Source organism: Streptococcus sp. HMSC074F05, from assembly GCF_001808725.1.
In the GTDB taxonomy this organism is placed as follows: domain Bacteria; phylum Bacillota; class Bacilli; order Lactobacillales; family Streptococcaceae; genus Streptococcus; species Streptococcus parasanguinis_I.
Genome location: NZ_KV794411.1, coordinates 486,954 through 507,417, shown reverse-complemented (window position 1 = coordinate 507,417; position 20,464 = coordinate 486,954). Strand labels below are relative to the sequence as shown.

General features: G+C 42.3%; 19 protein-coding genes. All 19 read left to right on the top strand.

Translation table 11 applies throughout. The features are described from left to right. The first annotated feature begins 87 nt into the window (after positions 1-87). The 19 genes from dapA to HMPREF2685_RS06185 all read left to right on the top strand — a co-directional run bounded on the left by dapA (position 88) and on the right by HMPREF2685_RS06185 (position 20,460). Positions 88-1,023, top strand: coding sequence for a 4-hydroxy-tetrahydrodipicolinate synthase (gene dapA, locus HMPREF2685_RS06275; RefSeq protein WP_070465935.1), 936 nt, complete (start codon positions 88-90; stop codon positions 1,021-1,023). 71 nt (positions 1,024-1,094) lie between these two features. Beyond that, positions 1,095-1,433, top strand: a complete 339-nt coding sequence (locus HMPREF2685_RS06270; RefSeq protein ID WP_006597242.1) for an ATP cone domain-containing protein — start codon at positions 1,095-1,097, stop codon at positions 1,431-1,433. 113 nt (positions 1,434-1,546) lie between these two features. Next, positions 1,547-2,398 (top strand): ribosome biogenesis GTPase YlqF, encoded by an 852-nt coding sequence (ylqF, locus tag HMPREF2685_RS06265; protein ID WP_023918177.1) that lies wholly within the window; start codon positions 1,547-1,549, stop codon positions 2,396-2,398. Continuing rightward, a complete protein-coding gene (locus tag HMPREF2685_RS06260) occupies positions 2,385-3,152 on the top strand; it encodes a ribonuclease HII (protein WP_070465933.1) in 768 nt (255 codons plus the stop codon). Before ylqF ends, HMPREF2685_RS06260 begins: the two co-directional genes overlap by 14 nt. Positions 3,153-3,155: 3 nt before the next feature. Beyond that, entirely contained in the window at positions 3,156-4,085 is a 930-nt protein-coding gene (locus HMPREF2685_RS06255; protein ID WP_045759472.1) for an ROK family protein, read from the top strand. A gap of 61 nt (positions 4,086-4,146) precedes the next feature. Next, positions 4,147-4,995 (top strand): DNA-processing protein DprA, encoded by an 849-nt coding sequence (gene dprA / locus HMPREF2685_RS06250; protein ID WP_023918173.1) that lies wholly within the window; start codon positions 4,147-4,149, stop codon positions 4,993-4,995. A gap of 86 nt (positions 4,996-5,081) precedes the next feature. After that, positions 5,082-7,163 (top strand): type I DNA topoisomerase, encoded by a 2,082-nt coding sequence (topA, locus tag HMPREF2685_RS06245; protein ID WP_031573190.1) that lies wholly within the window; start codon positions 5,082-5,084, stop codon positions 7,161-7,163. Between the two features lie 106 nt (positions 7,164-7,269). Continuing rightward, positions 7,270-7,947: a SatD family protein gene (locus HMPREF2685_RS06240; protein WP_049486165.1), complete on the top strand. Its 678-nt coding sequence runs from the start codon at positions 7,270-7,272 to the stop codon at positions 7,945-7,947. Further along, complete coding sequence (locus HMPREF2685_RS06235) at positions 7,931-8,635, top strand: DUF3307 domain-containing protein (protein ID WP_049486166.1); 705 nt, start codon at positions 7,931-7,933, stop codon at positions 8,633-8,635. The genes HMPREF2685_RS06240 and HMPREF2685_RS06235 overlap by 17 nt, the downstream gene beginning before the upstream one ends. 132 nt (positions 8,636-8,767) lie before the next feature. Next, entirely contained in the window at positions 8,768-9,724 is a 957-nt protein-coding gene (locus HMPREF2685_RS06230) for a hypothetical protein (RefSeq protein WP_031573199.1), read from the top strand. Positions 9,725-9,865: 141 nt separating this feature from the next. Further along, positions 9,866-11,200: a methylenetetrahydrofolate--tRNA-(uracil(54)-C(5))-methyltransferase (FADH(2)-oxidizing) TrmFO gene (gene trmFO, locus HMPREF2685_RS06225; RefSeq protein WP_049522997.1), complete on the top strand. Its 1,335-nt coding sequence runs from the start codon at positions 9,866-9,868 to the stop codon at positions 11,198-11,200. A 93-nt stretch (positions 11,201-11,293) separates the two neighbouring features. Then, positions 11,294-12,121, top strand: a complete 828-nt coding sequence (locus HMPREF2685_RS06220; protein WP_070465931.1) for an alpha/beta hydrolase — start codon at positions 11,294-11,296, stop codon at positions 12,119-12,121. 37 nt (positions 12,122-12,158) lie between these two features. After that, entirely contained in the window at positions 12,159-12,899 is a 741-nt protein-coding gene (locus HMPREF2685_RS06215; protein WP_070465929.1) for an esterase family protein, read from the top strand. A gap of 21 nt (positions 12,900-12,920) precedes the next feature. Further along, positions 12,921-14,087 (top strand): ATP-grasp domain-containing protein, encoded by a 1,167-nt coding sequence (locus tag HMPREF2685_RS06210; RefSeq protein ID WP_070465927.1) that lies wholly within the window; start codon positions 12,921-12,923, stop codon positions 14,085-14,087. 218 nt (positions 14,088-14,305) lie between these two features. Next, positions 14,306-15,274: a thiamine pyrophosphate-dependent dehydrogenase E1 component subunit alpha gene (locus HMPREF2685_RS06205; protein WP_070466686.1), complete on the top strand. Its 969-nt coding sequence runs from the start codon at positions 14,306-14,308 to the stop codon at positions 15,272-15,274. Positions 15,275-15,290: 16 nt separating this feature from the next. Continuing rightward, positions 15,291-16,283: an alpha-ketoacid dehydrogenase subunit beta gene (locus tag HMPREF2685_RS06200; RefSeq protein ID WP_070465926.1), complete on the top strand. Its 993-nt coding sequence runs from the start codon at positions 15,291-15,293 to the stop codon at positions 16,281-16,283. Between the two features lie 327 nt (positions 16,284-16,610). Beyond that, complete coding sequence (locus tag HMPREF2685_RS06195) at positions 16,611-17,654, top strand: dihydrolipoamide acetyltransferase (protein ID WP_070465925.1); 1,044 nt, start codon at positions 16,611-16,613, stop codon at positions 17,652-17,654. A 41-nt stretch (positions 17,655-17,695) separates the two neighbouring features. Further along, on the top strand, positions 17,696-19,402 hold the full coding sequence (gene lpdA, locus HMPREF2685_RS06190; RefSeq protein ID WP_070465924.1) for a dihydrolipoyl dehydrogenase: 1,707 nt from the start codon (positions 17,696-17,698) through the stop codon (positions 19,400-19,402). Positions 19,403-19,470: 68 nt separating this feature from the next. Beyond that, positions 19,471-20,460, top strand: coding sequence for a lipoate--protein ligase (locus tag HMPREF2685_RS06185; protein WP_070465922.1), 990 nt, complete (start codon positions 19,471-19,473; stop codon positions 20,458-20,460). Positions 20,461-20,464: the final 4 nt, after the last annotated feature.

The following is a 20,464-nucleotide window of genomic DNA, read 5'->3' as shown; positions in this document are numbered from 1 at the left end:
CTAGCAAATCAACTTGTTTTATGAACAGATCATGAGGCAAAGGCAAGCATGCCCCAGCCTCTTTCTTGTATAGAGAAAGGTTTTTCTATGTCTTATAATGATTTAAAAGATTGTAAAATCATCACTGCATTTATCACCCCCTTCCATGAAGATGGGACCATTAATTTTGACGCTCTTCCTGCCTTGATCGAGCACCTCTTGGCTCATCATACAGACGGGATTCTCTTAGCTGGTACGACTGCGGAAAGTCCAACCCTGACCCACGATGAGGAATTGGAGCTCTTTGCAGCTGTACAAAAGATTGTCAATGGTCGAGTTCCTTTGATCGCTGGTGTCGGAACCAATGAAACTCGCGATTCGATCGAGTTCGTTAAAGAAGTGGATGCTTTTGGTGGCTTTGCAGCAGGGTTGGCTATCGTCCCTTACTACAACAAACCATCCCAAGAAGGAATGTATCAACACTTTAAAGCAATTGCGGATGCATCTAATCTTCCGATTATTATCTACAATATTCCAGGGCGAGTGGTTGTCGAAATGACACCAGAAACCATGCTTCGTTTGGCAGAACACCCAAATATCATTGGGGTAAAAGAGTGTACAACCCTGGCTAATATGGCCTACTTGATTGAACACAAGCCCGAAGAATTTCTCGTCTATACAGGGGAAGATGGAGATGCTTTCCATGCTATGAACCTTGGAGCTGATGGGGTGATCTCAGTAGCCTCTCATACAAATGGAGATGAGATGTATGAGATGTTCCAAGCCATTGAGCACAACGATATAAAAAAAGCTGCAGCCATCCAACGTCAATTTATCCCTAAAGTCAATGCTCTCTTTTCTTATCCGAGTCCAGCTCCTGTCAAAGCTGTTTTAAACTATATGGGCTTTGAAGCGGGGCCAACTCGTTTACCATTAGTGCCAGCTCCTGCTGAGGAAGCGAAGCGCATTATCAAGGTTGTAGTGGATGGGGATTACCACGCGACCAAAGAAATCATTACGGGAGTTCTTCGTCCGGATTATTGATGTCTTAGATTCTTGACAAATCCCCTATTTATTAAGATAATAGAAGTATATTGATGATCAAGGAGAATAAGATGGAAGTCATTAAACGTAGTGGTGAAGTTGTAGAATTTGACCCAGATAAAATCTATCAAGCTGTTTTGAAGGCAGCACAAACAGTTTATGTCTTGACGGATGATCTTCGCCAAAACTTGGCGCAAGTGACCAAGAAAGTTGTGATGGATTTGGAAGAAGCTAAAGTGGAACGTGCGACGATCAGCATGATCCAGTCAATGGTTGAGCACCGTTTACTTGGTGCTGGTTATATTACCATTGCTGAACACTATATTTCTTATCGCTTGCAACGTGATTTGGAACGGAGCGGCTATGGTGATCATATCGCCGTGCATTTGCATTTTGAGCAAATTCGCTAGAATATAAAATAGAAGTTACTTAGGTAGCTTCTTTTTTAGTATTTTTCTTAATCACAGTGATTTCAGAAAACATGGTATAATAGAAGAGATTGAACTGGAAAGGAATGGAGAACATGGCAACTATACAATGGTTTCCTGGACACATGTCCAAAGCTAGAAGACAAGTACAAGAAAATTTAAAATTTGTGGATTTTGTGACGGTTCTGGTAGATGCTCGTTTACCCCTATCAAGCCAAAATCCTATGTTAACGAAAATTGTTGGTGATAAGCCTAAATTAATGATTTTGAACAAGGTAGACTTGGCAGATCCTGTGGCAACAAAAGAATGGCAGGACTATTTTGAGTCTCAAGGCATCAAAACCTTGGCTATCAACTCCAAAGAGCAATCTACGGTTAAGAAGGTCACAGATGCTGCTAAGAGCTTGATGGCCGATAAAATTGCCCGTCAAAAGGAACGGGGAATTCAGATTGAAACCCTTCGGACCATGATCATCGGAATTCCTAATGCCGGGAAATCAACTTTGATGAACCGCTTAGCAGGGAAAAAGATTGCTGTTGTTGGGAATAAACCAGGGGTGACCAAGGGGCAACAGTGGTTGAAAACCAACAAAGACCTTGAAATCTTGGATACTCCTGGGATTCTCTGGCCCAAGTTTGAAGATGAAGAAGTGGCCTTAAAGCTCGCTTTAACAGGTGCCATCAAAGACCAGTTGCTTCCAATGGATGAAGTGACCATCTTTGGTCTTAACTATTTCAAAAAGCACTATCCAGCTGTTTTGCAGGAACGTTTTAAACAAATGGATCTGGAACAAGAAGCTCCTGAAATCATTATGGAAATGACCCAGAAATTAGGATTTCGAGAGGATTACGACCGTTTTTACAGTTTGTTTGTCAAGGATGTACGTGATGGTCGTTTGGGACGCTATTCCCTTGATCGTGTAGGTGAAATAGATGCCAACGATTAAAGAAATCAAAGAGCGTTTGGCAACGATTGACGATCTAGATCATCCCTTATTTGAAGAATTGATCCTTGATGGTCGAGCGGGGGTTCAAGCGGCTATCAGCAAACGAAAACGCGAACTCCAAAAACAAGTGGATGAAGACTTGCGTTTGGAAAAAATGCTAGCCTATGAGAAAGAACTTTATGCTCAAGGGATTGATCTTATTGCAGGTGTGGATGAAGTGGGACGCGGCCCATTAGCGGGTCCAGTTGTTGCAGCTGCCGTGATCTTGCCGAAAGCTTGTAAAATTCTGGGACTCAACGATAGTAAAAAGATTCCAAAATCCAAACACAAAGAAATCTATGAGGCTGTGCTCCAAAACGCCATTGCGATCGGAATCGGCATCAAGGACAATCAAGTGATTGATCAGGTTAATATCTATGAAGCTACGAAGCTAGCCATGATGGAGGCCATTGGTCAGTTAGAGCCTCAACCCCAGCATCTTTTGATTGATGCCATGAAGTTGGATCTTCCTATTCCCCAAACTAGTATCATCAAAGGGGATGCCAACTCCTTATCCATTGCTGCAGCATCCATCGTAGCCAAGGTGACTCGGGATCAGATGATGGAAGAGTTTGATAAAGAATATCCAGGTTATGATTTTGCTCAGAACGCTGGCTATGGGACGGCTAAGCATCTGGCTGGCCTCGACAAGCTGGGAGTGACACCTATTCATCGGCGTTCATTTGAACCTATCAAATCAATGTGTGAGGATTAGGCTATGCTATTTACCATCGATATCGGAGGAACCTTTATAAAGTATGGTCTGATGGATGCGGACTATCAATTGGTTCATACAGACAAGATCCCAACACCACCCACGATTGAGGACTTTTGGCAAGGATTAGAAGAAATCGTTGCACCCGTAAGGGAAGAAATCGAGGGGATCGCCATTTCATGCCCTGGTGAGATCCAAAAGAGCCTTGGCTTTGTCTTTCGAGGTGGTCTCATTCCATATTTACGAGGCATTCCTCTAGCAAGTAGACTCGAACAAACATTTCAAGTACCTGTCACCGTTCTCAATGATGGAGAAGCCGCTGGTCTAGCGGAAGCAAGGCTTGGTAATCTAAAAGATTGTCCTTGCGGTGCGACCTTGGTCTTGGGGACAGGAGTTGGCCTTGCTCTTCTTTCTAATCGTGACCTATTGAGAGGATGGCAACTGACAGAATACATTCGGTCTATTGATAAGTCAGAAAGAACACCAGAAAATCGCCGCTTTCATCGCGGACTCTTTTTGCAAGGTATTTCCAATCTTTTGGAAAACACCGGTTCAGCTGTTCAATTTGTTGAGAAGGCTAGTCACATCTTAAACCTAGAAAAGGCAGATGGTATAGCCGTTTTCAAGGCTCTTGATCAAGGAGGCCATGAGGAGCTGAAATCCTTGTTTCGGGAGTATTGTCATGATATTGCTATTCTGATTTTTAATCTTCAATCATTGCTCCTGCTTGAGAAGGTGACAATTGGAGGGGGCATTAGTAGCCAACCGCTACTGATCGATGAGATCAGTCGACAATACCATAACCTACTCTCTCAAAAAGGGCATAAACAATTTGAGGCCTTGCCGATCCAAGCGGCTCGCTTCCATAATGAAAGCAACTTGATTGGTGCCGCATCTTACTTTTATTCTTCTACATATCAAAAAAAGTTCTAGAAATAGAGCTTTTTTTCCATTCTTTTTCGAATAAATAAGTGAGAGGAAGTAGAAGGTGACCATGGAGAAATTTGAAATCTTTAAATTAAAAGAAGCTGGTTTATCAAATGAGCAAGTCTTGAGAGTTTTGGACTACTGTAGGAAAGACCAAGCCTTACCAAGCTTAGAAGAGATAGCAAGGATCGCTCGCTGTCGCAGTATTATTCATTTTGTAGACAAATACCGGCAGCTGGATGAAGAGCATTTACACAAGGAGTTTGAACGGTTCCCATCTCTATCCATTTTTGATCCTGAATACCCGGAGGAATTGCTACAGATCTACAATCCTCCTGTACTCCTTTTTTACCAAGGAGATTTGGAGCTGTTAACCAAACCGAAGATTGCAGTCGTAGGAGCTCGGGAAACGACGCGAGAAGGGGTGCGATCTGTAGAGAAGATTATTAAAGAACTTGGAAATGAACTGGTCATCGTTAGTGGACTTGCTAAGGGAATTGATGCGACAGCTCATTATGCCAGTATACGAAATGGTGGCAAGACCATCGGAGTGATAGGAACGGGACTGGATGTCTTTTATCCTAAAAGCAATCAAAGACTGCAGGCACATATGGGGGAAAACCATCTGATCTTGAGCGAGTATGGTCCAGGGCAGGCCCCACTTAAGTTTCATTTTCCTGAGAGAAATCGCATCATTGCAGGTCTCTGTCAGGCAGTGATTGTGGCAGAGGCGCGACTCCGTTCAGGGAGTTTGATTACTTGTGAGCGTGCTATGGAAGAAGGCCGAGACGTTTTTGCTATTCCAGGAAATATTTTAGATGGAAAATCTGCAGGCTGCCATCATCTGATTCAAGAAGGTGCAAAGCTTGTCACCTCAGGCCAGGACATTCTTGATGAATTGAAATACGAATTGTGATTTTCCTATAGGAGAAGTTCCTAGTTGACATCTTTCTTAAAATGTATTAAACTCAATGAGATTTATACAATACAGAGGGATAAAACGTGGTAACAAAAAAGAAAAGCAGTACAACCAAGAAAAATTTGGTGATTGTGGAGTCTCCTGCTAAGGCGAAAACAATCGAAAAATACCTTGGTCGTAACTACAAAGTCATGGCTAGTGTTGGCCATATTCGGGATCTGAAAAAATCTACGATGTCTATTGACTTCGACAATAACTATGAACCGGAGTATATCAATATTCGCGGAAAAGGTCCCTTGATCAATGATTTGAAAAAAGAAGCTAAAAAAGCCAAACAAGTCTTTCTCGCAAGTGACCCGGACCGAGAAGGAGAAGCTATTTCTTGGCATTTAGCGCATATTTTGAACTTGGATGCCAAAGAAAAGAACCGCGTGGTCTTTAACGAAATCACCAAGGATGCAGTAAAAAATGCCTTTAAAGAACCGCGCCAAATCGATATGGACTTGGTCGATGCCCAACAAGCCCGTCGTGTCTTGGACCGGATTGTAGGGTATTCAATTTCGCCTATTCTTTGGAAAAAGGTTAAAAAAGGACTTTCTGCAGGGCGCGTGCAATCAGTTGCCCTCAAATTAATTATTGATCGTGAAAACGAAATTAATGATTTCAAGCCGGAAGAATATTGGACCATTGATGGTGTCTTCAAAAAAGGGACCAAACAATTCCAAGCTAGCTTCTATGGGATTGATGGCAAGAAGATGAAGCTCAACACCAATGAAGAGGTGAAAGCTGTTCTTGAACGCTTAGATGGCAAAGATTTTACTGTTGAAAAAGTTGAAAAGAAAGAACGTCGTCGGAATGCACCACTTCCTTACACCACCTCTTCTATGCAGATGGATGCAGCCAATAAGATCAACTTCCGTACACGCAAGACCATGATGGTCGCTCAGCAATTGTACGAAGGAATCAATATCGGCTCTGGTGTTCAAGGTTTGATTACCTATATGCGTACCGACTCCACACGGATCAGTCCGGTTGCGCAAAATGAGGCAGCTAACTTTATCGTGGATCGCTTCGGTGAGAAATATTCTAAGCATGGAAGCCGTGTGAAGAATGCTTCTGGTGCCCAAGATGCCCACGAAGCGATTCGTCCGTCTAGCGTCTTCAATACTCCTGAGAGCATTGCTAAATACTTGGACAAAGACCAATTGAAACTCTACACCTTGATTTGGAATCGTTTTGTCGCTAGCCAGATGACGGCAGCTGTTTTTGATACTATGAATGTCCGTTTAGGTCAAAATGGGGTTCAATATACAGCGAATGGGAGTCAGGTAAAGTTTGACGGTTATTTGGCGATTTATAATGATTCAGACAAAAACAAGATGTTGCCGGACATGGTAGAAGGCGATATCGTCAAGCAGGTCAATAGCAAGCCGGAGCAACACTTTACCCAACCACCTGCTCGATATTCTGAAGCAACCTTGATTAAGACCTTGGAAGAGAACGGTGTTGGACGACCTTCAACCTATGCTCCGACGATTGAGACCATTCAAAAACGCTATTATGTGAAGCTGGTAGCTAAACGCTTTGAACCAACGGAATTAGGGGAGATCGTTAATAAACTGATTGTTGAGTTTTTCCCAGATATTGTCAATGTGACCTTCACAGCGGAGATGGAAGGGAAACTCGATGATGTCGAACTCGGAAAAGAAGAGTGGCAAAAAGTCATTGATGCCTTCTACAAACCATTCTCTAAAGAAGTCGCCAAGGCTGAAGAAGAGATGGAAAAAATCCAAATCAAAGACGAACCAGCTGGTTTTGATTGTGAAGTCTGTGGCAGCCCGATGGTGATTAAATTAGGACGTTTTGGTAAGTTCTATGCTTGTAGTAATTTCCCAGATTGTCGTCATACTCAAGCCATTGTCAAAGAAATCGGGGTGGAATGTCCAAACTGTCATCAGGGACAAATCATCGAGCGTAAAACCAAACGAAATCGTATTTTCTATGGCTGTAATCGCTACCCAGACTGTGAATTTACTTCTTGGGACAAGCCAATCGGCCGTGACTGTCCAAAATGTGGTCATTACTTAGTTGAGAAGAAAGTCCGTGGCGGTGGCAAACAAGTCGTTTGTAGCAACGGTGACTACGAAGAAGAAAAAGTGAAATAATCTTTTAAATGATTCGATGTCTATTATAACGGCAATTTTCTTAAATGTCTGTTATAATAGACATTTTTGCTTTTTTTCGTTATAATAGACATAAGGAGGTGGGCTTATGTATCTTGCTTTGATTGCAGATGTCATTGATTCCAAAATGGTTCAAGAACGTCTTGACCTGCAAAAACAGGTAGAAAAAACGCTTCAAAAGATGAACGAATTATTTGGAGATTACCTGGCATCCCGTTTTACTTTGACCTTGGGGGATGAGTTTCAGGCGCTTTTAAAAGTGGATGCTCCAGTTTTTCAAATCATCGATACCTTACGTTCAGAACTAACCCCTACTCAGCTTCGTTTTGGAATTGGCCTTGGGGAGATTGTAACAGCTATTGATCCCTTGCAAAGTGTTGGAGCAGATGGTCCAGCTTATTGGAATGCACGCGCAGCCATCAATTTTGTTCATCAGAAAAATGACTATGGCAATACACAGATTTATTTTTCAAGCGGGAAGGAAAACCAAGACTTTTTTGTGAACGCCCTCATCGCTTCTGGAGAAGCCATTCGTTCAGGTTGGCGGGATAGTCAGGAAGAGATCTTGCTCAATCTTCTAAAGAGATCCGTATATAGCGAGTCCTTTAGTCAGCAGGATTTGGCCCAATCACTAGCTATCAACCCAAGTGCCCTCTCTAAACGGTTGAAGAGTAGCAGTGTCCGTGTTTATTTACGGGGGAGAGCAGCTGCCCTGGCCAGTATACAAAGCATAGTGAAAGGAGAGGAAAATGAGCGGATTGTCTAGTATCGTAGTGAATCCATACTTGATTCTCTTGTTGATTTGTCATTTACTATCAGATTATTATTTTCAAAGCCAAAAGATGGCGGATCGCAAGGATCAGGATAAGAAGGTGCTAGGGCTTCACATTCTATATGTAGCTCTGCCTCTGATCGTCGTTTCCTTCTGTCATCTAGATTTGTGGTGGATTTGCTTGGTTATTTTACTGACCCATGCTACAATAGATTTCTTAAAACCGATCGTGCAGAAGCAATTGAAATTACCAACCGCATGGACTTTTGCCTTGGATCAAGTCTTGCATATCGCCATCATTAGCTGTCTAGTCCTTTTAGGAGCGAAGAATGGCACGACCTATCTGCCAATAGACACTTTAAATCTGATTTTTTATGTTCTTCTAGTTGGGAAACCAAGCAATATTTCCTTTAAAATTATGTTTGCTAAGTATCAACCCACCAGCAAGAAGAAAATGGATACGATCACTGGGGCTGGTTCCATGATTGGTTTTTTAGAGCGTTTGGTGATTGGTGCCTGTCTCGTCTATGGGCAATTTGCTTCTATCGGCCTAGTATTTACGGCCAAATCTATCGCCCGCTACAATAAAATTTCGGAAAATCCAGCCTTTGCGGAGTATTACTTGATTGGATCCTTATTCAGTATCCTCTCTGCCCTCCTAGCAGCCTGGTTGTGTCTATGAATCTGGAAGGATACTATGTCAAAAAATATAGATAATTTTATAAGATCACCAATCAACTGGAAATTGATCCCTTTAAGATTCTAACTGTAACGAAAATAAGGATTTTGTTTAAATTGCATGCTAGGAGGAGAAATGAAAAGAAAAGCGATTAAGAAAGTAATTAGTGTACTCTTACCTATGCTGACATTATTAATATTGTCATCATGTAACAACGGAGTAGATAATGATTTAGCGAATGCGGCTATATCAAATATTCGTTCCGTAGTAGAAGCTGCAGGGCTAAAAGCGGAAGGATACTCGACAGCTGATACGTTCGGCTATCAGGGATCTCCAATTTACATTGAAGGAACTGAAAAATTTGTTGATGTCTATGTAGATTTTGAAAAAGATTATGTTGAGAAAACTCCAGTCCTCAGATATAATCCGAAACTTAAAGAAGTCGAGAAGAAAATTTTCCTAGGTTTTTCGAAGAAAAAAGTCTATCGCCTAGAAATGGAGTATGTTTCTGGTGATGACAATTATGATAGGCTAGACGAAGCATACAATAAGCTACTTCAGAGCGGTAGCTTGATTTCGACATTTTTAAGCGATGATGCGATTAGGAAACTTTATATTAAAAACTCAATTGAATTGAAGTTCTTTAACTCGAGGTATTCTTTGGTACCAAAAGAAGAATATAGTGGAAATCCAGAAACTTATCTTGAGGAGCAAGAAAAAAGAGAGGCCATTTTAAAGACGGATATCAAAGAACTAGCTCCGTTAATCAAGCAGCTAGACCCAAGAAGAGAAAAAAATCTAGATGATGATATACTTATTCGTAATCGCGAAATACTCTTAAATAGAGTTGCTGATAATCGTTCGACCTTTAGAATTGATATAGACATTGATATAAAAGAGGTACGAAAACAAAACCTACAAGTAACTAATGAAGATATTGAAAATTGGACGGATTCTGATTTTCAATACTTACTTGCTCAAATACTTCAAGTTGATAAACTACCTAGGAATACAGAAGTGGGCTTTAGCATTAGTTACGAAGACAAAAATCAGCTGAATGCTTATAGATCATTCAGCTTCAATAAACAATGATTTTCGAAGACAGTCAGGGTTTTTCCTGTTTGTCTTTTTACTTGGCTTTTTGGTATAATGGACCAAGTAGAAAATTAGAAAGATTTGTGGGTGTCTAACAGTTCAGTGAGGTGTTTTGATACCCAAAGAGGTATTAGTGTCATGTCTCAATCTTATATCAATGTGATCGGTGCAGGCCTCGCCGGCTCAGAAGCAGCTTACCAGATTGCCCAACAGGGAATTCCGGTCAAGCTTTATGAAATGCGGGGGGTTAAATCCACTCCGCAACACAAAACAGACAACTTTGCGGAGCTAGTTTGTTCCAACTCTCTTCGTGGGGATTCTCTCACCAATGCTGTCGGGCTCCTCAAAGAAGAAATGCGTCGTCGGGGTTCTGTCATCCTTGAAGCAGCGGAAGCGACTCGTGTACCAGCCGGTGGAGCACTTGCTGTGGACCGAGAAGGTTTTGCTAGCCGGGTGACGGAGAAGGTGTCCCAACACCCGCTTATTGAAGTCATTCGTGATGAAATTACTGAATTGCCGACAGATGCCATCACAGTGGTCGCAACGGGGCCTCTAACCAGCGATGCCTTGGCAGAAAAGATTCACGCCCTTAATGGTGGCGATGGTTTCTATTTTTATGATGCAGCAGCTCCAATCATCGATGTCAATACTGTCGATATGAACAAGGTCTATCTCAAGTCACGCTATGACAAGGGAGAAGCAGCTTATCTCAACTGCCCAATGACCAAGCAAGAGTTTATGGACTTCCACGAGGCCTTGGTCAATGCTGAAGAAGCCCCGCTCAACTCTTTTGAAAAAGAAAAGTATTTCGAAGGCTGTATGCCCATTGAAGTCATGGCCAAACGTGGTATCAAAACCATGCTCTATGGTCCTATGAAGCCAGTTGGACTCGAGTATCCAGATGATTACAAAGGGCCACGTGATGGGGAGTTTAAGACACCCTACGCAGTCGTTCAGTTGCGCCAAGACAATGCGGCTGCCAGCCTCTACAATATCGTCGGCTTCCAAACTCACCTTAAATGGGGCGAACAAAAACGGGTCTTCCAAATGATTCCAGGTTTGGAACATGCGGAGTTTGTCAGATACGGCGTCATGCACCGCAATTCCTACATGGATTCTCCAAATCTGCTGGAACAAACCTACCGCTCGAAGAAACAACCAAATCTCTTCTTTGCAGGTCAAATGACAGGTGTAGAAGGCTATGTTGAGTCAGCGGCCTCAGGTTTGGTAGCTGGAATCAATGCCGCTCGCCTTTTCAAAGGAGAAGAAGCAGCGATTTTCCCTGAAACGACAGCTATCGGAAGCCTGGCTCACTATATCACCCATGCAGATAGCAAGCATTTCCAACCCATGAATGTCAACTTCGGGATTATCAAAGAGCTAGAAGGACCACGCATTCGGGATAAAAAGGAACGTTATGAGAAAATTGCCGAACGTTCTTTACAAGATTTGGCTCAGTTTATGGAAAAATAACCCAAGAAAGGAAAAAGTTTGGAGAAAATCCAGACTTTTTCTTCTAAAAATGGTATAATGAATAAAATTTAGAATATAGAGAGTTTTCTGACAATGAACAAATCCTATTTTTATTTAGATATGAAGACACACGAGTTGAAAGTGCCTTATACCGGAAAACTCCGTCGTGTGAGAGTCTTATTACCTAAGAATTATGAAACAGATACCGATCGACGCTATCCTGTTGTCTATTTTCATGATGGCCAGAATGTTCTCTATAGCAAGGAAGCTTTTGCAGGTCATTCCTGGAAGGTGATTCCAGCCATTAAGCGGAATCCTGATATTAGCCGCATGATTGTCGTTGCTATCGATAATGATGGTTTCCAACGCATGAATGAATACTCTGCCTGGAAATACAAGGAATCTAATATTCCTGGAATGCAATTTGGTGGCAAGGGCGTTGAGTACGGAGAGTTCGTTATGGAAGTGGTCAAACCTTTCATTGACCAAGAATACCGAACGCTTGCTGATCGAGAACATACAGCCATGATTGGTTCTTCCTTGGGTGGAAATATTACCCAATTCTTGGGCTTAGAGTACCAAGATCAAATCGGTTGTTTAGGGGTCTTTTCATCCGCTAACTGGCTGCACCAAGATGCCTTCAATCATTATATCGAGCGTAAAAAATTATATGCAGATCAACGCATTTACATCTATGTGGGGACGGAAGAGGCTGATGATACCGATAAAACCCTAATGGCAGGGAATATCAAGCAAGCCTATATTGACTCATCTCTTCGTTACTATCATGATGTCATTCAACAAGGAGTAGCTTTAGAAAATATCGCTATTCGGATTCAGTCTGGGGCTATCCACCATGAAGAAGCCTGGGCAGAGCATTTACCGGAATGTCTTCGTTTCTTAGCAGAGAAGTGGGACTAAAGCTTTTAAAGTTTTATAATAAAGAAAGAGGGAACCTATGAATATTGAACATCTAAGCCACTGGAGTGGCCAACTTAACCGCGAAATGTATCTAAACTGTTATGGACATGCAGGGATTCCTGTAGTAGTCTTTGCTTCATCAGGGGGAAGCCATAACGAATACTATGACTTTGGTATGATTGATGCCTGTGCTCAGTTCATCGAAGAAGGACGGGTTCAATTCTTCACTCTTTCGAGTGTCGATAGTGAGAGCTGGCTTTGTGATTGGAAAAACCCACACGATCGAGCTGAAATGCATCGCGCTTATGAACGCTATGTGATTGAAGAAGCCATTCCTTTTATCAAACACAAAACAGGCTGGTTTGACCCGATGATGACAACTGGCTGTTCTATGGGAGCTTACCACGCGCTCAATTTCTTCTTGCAACATCCAGATGTCTTCAACAAAGTGATTGCCTTGAGTGGTATCTATGACGCTCGTTTCTTTGTTGGTGAGTTTGGAGGCGATGAAGCCATTTACCAAAACTCTCCATCTGATTATATCTGGAACCAAAATGATGGCTGGTTTATCGATCGTTACCGTCAGGCCGAAATCGTTGTTTGTACTGGTTTAGGAGCTTGGGAGCATGACGGGCTTCCATCTTTCTACAAACTGAAAGAAGCCTTTGATCACAAAAACATTCCCGCTTGGTTCGCTGAATGGGGCCATGATGTAGCCCACGATTGGGAATGGTGGCGCAAGCAAATGCCCTATTTCCTAGGGCAAATGTATCTATAAGTCAAAAGGAAGGAGACCTCTATGAATTATCTTGTTATTTCACCTTATTATCCACAAAATTTCCAACAATTCACCATTGAACTAGCTAACAAGGGAATCACTGTCTTGGGGATTGGTCAAGAGCCGTACGAACAGTTAGATGAGCCTTTGCGCAATAGTTTGACAGAGTATTTCCGTGTAGAAAATATGGAAGACTTAGATGAAGTGAAGCGTGCAGTAGCCTTCCTCTTCTACAAACACGGGCCAATCGATCGCATCGAGTCCCATAACGAGTACTGGTTGGAATTAGATGCGGCGCTTCGGGAGCAATTCAATGTCTTCGGAGCTAAGCCAAAAGATCTGAAGAAAACCAAGTTTAAATCAGAAATGAAGAAACTCTTCAAGAAAGTAGGAGTTCCTGTCGTTCCTGGTGCCGTGGCTAAAACAGAAAAAGACATTGATAAGGCCGTGAAGAAGATTGGGTTACCATTGATTGCCAAACCTGACAATGGAGTAGGAGCAGCAGCGACCTTTAAACTTGAAACACCAGAAGATGTAGATCATTTCAAGGCAGAATGGGATGGACATACGGAGTACTTCTTTGAGAAATTCGTCACTTCTAGCGAGATCTGTACCTTTGATGGTCTGGTCGATCGTGATGGCAACATTGTCTTCTCAACGACTTTTGACTATGCTTATACGCCACTCGATTTGATGCTCTACAAGATGGATAACTCTTATTATGTCCTTAAAGAGATGGATCCAAAATTGCGTCAATACGGGGAAGCGATTGTCAAAGCCTTTGGCATGAAAGAGCGTTTCTTCCATATCGAGTTCTTCCGTGATGGGGATGACTATATTGCAATCGAGTACAATAATCGTCCAGCAGGTGGCTTTACCATCGATGTCTACAATTATGCTCATTCCATCGACTTGTACCGAGGTTATGCTGCCATCGTAGCAGGAGAACCTTTCCCAGCTTCTGAGTTTGAGCCCCTTTATTGCTTGGCGACTTCTCGCCGTGCCAATGCAACCTATGTCCTTTCAGAGGAAGAAGTTCTGGCTAAATACAGTGATCAATTCCGTGTGAAGAAAGACATGCCTGCTGCCTTTGCAGAACTTCAGGGAGATTACCTCTATATGCTTACAACACCTAGTCGTGAAGAGTTAGAACAAATGATTCACGACTTTGGTCAACGCCAATCATAAGATGCCGACCGGTAGGATAGGATCCTATCGGTTTTTTATATGTATAGCAAAACTATGAGAAATAAGTTTGTGAAATATTGAATTTATATTAAAAAAAGCTTATAAAACCTTCTTCCAATGAATAAAGTTTGTGAAATCATTTGAGTATTATTTTTGACAGTGCTTTCATTTTTGGCTAGAATGAAAGAGAATGAATAAATGCTAAGAAAGGCGAAATGATGGCAACATTAGATAAAAGTCTCTTATTGGATATGTTCCGTAAAATGGAAGAAATCCGTCGCATGGACTTAAAAATTGCACAGTTAGTAAAAAAAGGAAAAGTGCCAGGAATGACGCACTTTTCTGTTGGGGAAGAAGCGGCTAACGTTGGGGCTATGTTGGCTTTAAACGACGATGATTTGCTGACATCTAACCACCGTGGACACGGACAAGCCATTGCTAAAGGAATCGATTTGAATGGTATGATGGCTGAAATCCTTGGTAAGTATACTGGAACTTGTAAAGGTAAAGGTGGATCAATGCACATCGCCGACCTGGATGCAGGGAACCTTGGTGCTAACGGTATCGTAGGTGGTGGTATGGGGATTGCAGTAGGTGCAGCCCTTACTCAACAAATGAAAAACACTGGTAAGATTGTCGTCTGCTTCTTTGGGGACGGCGCAACCAACGAAGGTGTCTTCCACGAAGCGGTGAATATGGCTTCTATTTGGAATCTTCCAGTAATTTTCTACTGTATCAATAACGGTTATGGAATCTCTGCTGACATCAAGAAAATGACCAATATCCAGCATATCCATGAACGTAGTGCTGCTTACGGCATTCCTGGAATGTTTATTCCTGACGGGAACAACGTTATTGATGTCTATGAAGGATTTAAGAAGGCAGTCGATCACGTCCGCTCTGGTAAAGGCCCTGTCTTGATCGAGAGTGTCACCTATCGTTGGCTTGGTCACTCATCTTCAGACCCTGGTAAATACCGGACCCGTGAAGAAGTCGAAGAGTGGAAGAAGAAAGATCCAATCGAAAACCTTCGCAAGTATCTCCTTGAAAATGAAATCGCGAGCGCAGAAGAATTGGATCAGATTCAAGAAGAAGTGAAAGAAGCAGTGGAAGCTTCAGTGAAATTTGCGGAAGAAAGCCCATTCCCTCCACTCGAATCAGCTTTCGAAGATATTTACGCAGACTAAGGAGAAGTAGAGAAATATGGAAACAAAATTAATGTCTTTACGCGATACCATTATCCTTGCAATGTCTGAGGAAATGCGTCGCGACGAAAATGTACTCTTGATGGGTGAAGATGTCGGTGTCTTCGGTGGAGACTTTGGTACATCTGTAGGTATGCTTGAAGAATTTGGGCCAGAACGTGTTCGTGACTGTCCTATTTCTGAAGCAGCCATTTCTGGTGCAGCTGCTGGTGCTGCTATGACGGGACTTCGCCCAATCGTTGATATGACCTTCATGGATTTCTCCGTGAATGCCATGGATGCTATCGTTAACCAAGCTGCTAAGACTCGCTACATGTTTGGTGGAAAAGGGCAAGTACCGATGACAGTCCGCTGTGCCACTGGTAACGGAGTTGGATCTGCAGCTCAACACTCCCAATCTTTGGAATCATGGTTTACTCATATTCCTGGTTTGAAAGTTGTTGATCCTGGAACTCCAGCGGATATGAAGGGACTTCTCAAGTCATCTATCCGTGATAACAACCCCGTTATCATTCTTGAATACAAATCAGAATTCAACCAAAAAGGGGAAGTGCCAGTTGATCCAGACTACACGATCCCACTTGGTGTCGGAGAAATCAAACGCGAAGGAACTGATGTAACAGTAGTAACCTATGGAAAAATGCTACGTCGTGTTCTACAAGCGGCTGAAGAATTGGCTGAAGAAGGCATCTCAGTTGAAGTAGTAGACCCACGTACTTTGGTTCCACTTGATAAAGAAATCATCATTAACTCAGTTAAGAAAACAGGAAAAGTAGTTCTTGTCAACGACGCCCACAAAACAAGCGGCTATATTGGTGAAATCTCAGCTATTATTTCAGAATCAGAAGCATTTGATTACTTGGATGCACCGATCCGCCGTTGTGCAGGTGAGGATGTACCAATGCCTTACGCACAAAATCTTGAGAACGCAATGATCCCAACAGTTGAAAGCATCAAAGATGCTATTCGCAAAACATATAACAAAGAATAATACATAATATAAGTTATGTAAATTAATTGATAAGACGAGAAGCTTTGTATCTAATAGATGCAAAGTTCTCTACGTCCTTAGTATCTTAGATTAGAGCACGGGCTAAAAGCTCGGAAAAAAGATAAATCTCCTTGACTTCATCGAAGTCTGTGTTGATTTCCTATTTTTCGGTCGCTTTTAAACGCCCTTAGTATCATGTAATTGAATTCGGACGGAGGTCTGTGAAAAAAAGATAGATTTCCTTGTGTTCATCGAACACATCGTCAATCTCCTATTTTTTCATTGCCCTCTTCGTCCTTAATATCTTAGTATAGAATAGGAGAGGTCATGGCTGATGATAAGCTAAGAGCGACTCCTGCAGCTAGAAAATTAGCGGATGATTTAGGAATTAATCTCTACGATATTTCTGGCTCAGGCGCAAACGGTCGTGTCCACAAAGAAGACGTGGAAACATTTAAAGACACTAATGTGGTTCGCATTTCACCACTTGCAAAACGAATTGCCCTTGAACATAACATTGCATGGCAGGAAATTAAAGGAACTGGTCATCGTGGCAAGATCATGAAGAAAGACGTCCTTGCATTCCTTCCTGAAAATATTGAGAATGAGACCATTAAGTCACCTGCTCAAATCGAGAAGGTGGAGGAAGCTCCAGATAATGTGACACCTTATGGTGAGATCGAGCGGATTCCGATGACACCAATGCGTAAGGTAATCGCTCAACGGATGGTGGAATCTTACTTGACAGCACCAACCTTTACATTGAACTACGACGTCGATATGTCTGAAATGCTCGCCCTTCGTAAGAAAGTCCTTGATCCAATCATGGAAGCAACTGGTAAGAAAATTACCGTTACAGACTTGCTTTCACTTGCGGTTGTTAAGACTCTTATGAAACACCCATACATCAATGCGTCATTGACAGAAGATGGCAAAACCATCATTACTCACAATTATGTCAACTTAGCGATGGCAGTTGGGATGGACAATGGCTTGATGACTCCAGTTGTCTACAATGCTGAAAAGATGACCTTGTCAGAGTTGGTCGTAGCCTTCAAGGATGTTATCGGACGTACTTTGGATGGTAAACTAGCTCCAAGTGAATTGCAAAACTCAACCTTTACTATCAGTAACTTAGGAATGTTTGGCGTTCAATCATTTGGACCGATTATCAACCAACCAAACTCTGCCATCCTTGGAGTTAGTGCAACGGTTGAAAAACCAGTTGTTGTGAATGGTGAAATTGTCATTCGTCCAATCATGAGCTTGGGCTTGACCATTGACCACCGCGTTGTCGATGGGATGGCTGGTGCCAAATTCATGAAAGACTTGAAAGCCTTGATTGAAGACCCGATTTCAATGTTGGTCTAATCAACGAGAGAGAATAGAAACAAGAAAAAGAGGGAAATAAAATGGCCTTAGAAGTAATTATGCCAAAAGCCGGCGTAGATATGACCGAAGGACAAATCGTTCAGTGGAATAAAAAAGTCGGCGAATTTGTAAAAGAAGGAGAAGTTCTCCTTGAAATCATGACAGACAAAGTCAGCATGGAGTTGGAAGCGGAAGAAGATGGGTACTTGATCGCTATCCTGAAAGGAGACGGCGAAACTGTTCCTGTAACAGAAGTGATCGGTTATCTTGGTGAAGAGGGGGAAAACATCCCAACCGCTGGAGCAGCTGCACCAGAAGCAAGTCCAGCACCAGCTGCAGCAAGTGCTTCAAACGATGACAATAAGAGCGATGACGCTTATGATATCGTAGTGATTGGTGGTGGTCCTGCTGGTTACGTATCTGCTATTAAGGCAGCTCAATTAGGTGGTAAGGTTGCTCTTGTTGAGAAATCTGAACTTGGTGGAACATGCTTGAACCGCGGATGTATCCCAACTAAGACTTACCTCCACAATGCTGAAATTATCGAAAATATTGGTCATGCAGCAAACCGTGGTATTATCATTGAAAATCCAAGTTTCTCAGTAGATATGGATAAGGTTCTTGAAACCAAGAACAAGGTCGTAAATACCCTCGTCGGTGGTGTTGCAGGACTTCTTCGCAGCTACGGAGTGGATGTTCATAAAGGAATCGGTACTATCACTAAGGATAAGAATGTCTTGGTCAACGGTTCTGAATTGCTTGAAACGAAGAAAATCATCCTTGCTGGTGGTTCAAAAGTCAGCAAGATTAACGTTCCTGGTATGGAATCATCCCTTGTCATGACCAGTGATGACATCCTTGAAATGAACGAAGTTCCAGAAAGCCTTGTCATCATCGGTGGTGGTGTTGTCGGGATCGAACTTGGTCAAGCCTTCATGACCTTTGGTTCAAAAGTAACAGTCATCGAAATGATGGACCGCATCGTTCCAGCTATGGATGCGGAAGTATCTAAGAACCTTCGTTTGATTCTTGAACGCAAGGGGATGACCATCTTGACCGATACAAAACTGCAAGAAATCATTGAAGAAGACGGAAAACTCCGTATCAAGGTTGAAGGCAAAGATGATATCATTGCTAACAAAGCTCTTCTATCAATCGGACGTGTTCCAGACCTTGAAGGTATCGGTGAAGTCGAGTTTGAATTGGATCGTGGACGGATCAAGGTCAATGAATACATGGAAACATCTGTTCCAGGCATCTATGCGCCAGGCGATATCAACGGTACCAAGATGTTGGCTCACGCTGCCTTCCGTATGGGTGAAGTAGCGGCTGAAAATGCTCTTAAGGGAAATCATGCTGTTGCAAAATTGAACTTGACTCCTGCAGCCATCTACACCCTTCCAGAAGTTGCAGCTGTTGGTTTGACAGAAGAACAAGCTCGTGAGAAATATGATGTCCAAATCGGTAAATTCAACTTTGCGGCTAACGGACGTGCCATTGCATCAGATGCGGCTCAAGGATTTGTAAAAGTAATTGCAGACAAGAAATATGGTGAAGTTCTTGGGGTTCACATTATTGGTCCAGCAGCAGCTGAATTGATCAACGAAGCTTCTACTATCATTGAGATGGAAATCACTGTAGAAGAAATGCTCAAGACCATCCATGGGCACCCAACCTTCTCAGAAGTGATGTACGAAGCTTTTGCGGATGTACTTGGCTTGGCTGTTCACTCACCTAAGAAGAAATAATATTTGAAATGATAGAATGGCTGGACAGCAAATGCTGGACCAGTCTCTATCGTATATAAAGGAATCTTATGAAATACATTATTAATTATTCAAATGATACTGCTTTTAATATTGCTTTGGAAGAATATGCTTTTAAGCACCTCTTGGATGAAGATCAAATCTTCCTTCTTTGGATTAACAAACCTTCTATCATTGTTGGTCGCCACCAAAATACTATCGAAGAAATCAACCGTGACTACGTTCGGGAGCATGGGATTGAAGTGGTTCGTCGGATCAGTGGTGGTGGGGCTGTTTATCACGATTTGAACAACCTCAACTACACCATCATTTCAAAAGAAGATGAAAACAAGGCTTTTGACTTCAAGAGCTTCTCAACTCCTGTGATCAACACTTTGGCTCAACTTGGGGTTAAGGCTGAATTCACGGGTCGTAACGACTTAGAGATTGATGGCAAGAAATTCTGTGGAAATGCCCAAGCTTACATCAATGGTCGGATCATGCACCATGGTTGCCTTCTTTTTGACGTTGATTTGTCAGTCCTTGCCAATGCTCTCAAGGTATCTAAAGACAAGTTTGAGTCCAAAGGGGTTAAATCAGTCCGTGCTCGTGTGACCAATATCATCGATGAATTGCCAGAAAAAATCACGGTTGAAGAGTTCCGTGACTTGCTTTTGGACTACATGAAGAAAGAATACCCTGAGATGACAGAATATGTCTTCTCGGATGAAGAATTGGCTGAAATCAATCGTATCAAAGAAACCAAGTTCGGCACCTGGGATTGGAACTATGGAAAGTCTCCTGAATACAATATCCGTCGTGGCACAAAATTCCCAAGCGGTAAGGTGGAAATCTTCGCTAATGTCATTGAATCAAAAATTCAAGATATCAAGATTTACGGTGACTTCTTTGGTATCGAAGATGTTGCAGCAGTAGAAGATGTTCTTCGTGGCGTTAAATACGAACGTGAAGACGTCCTCAAAGCCCTTCAAACCATTAATCTAGGCCGTTATTTTGCAGGTATCACTGCAGAGGAAATTGCTGAAGCTGTGGTGGAATAAAGTC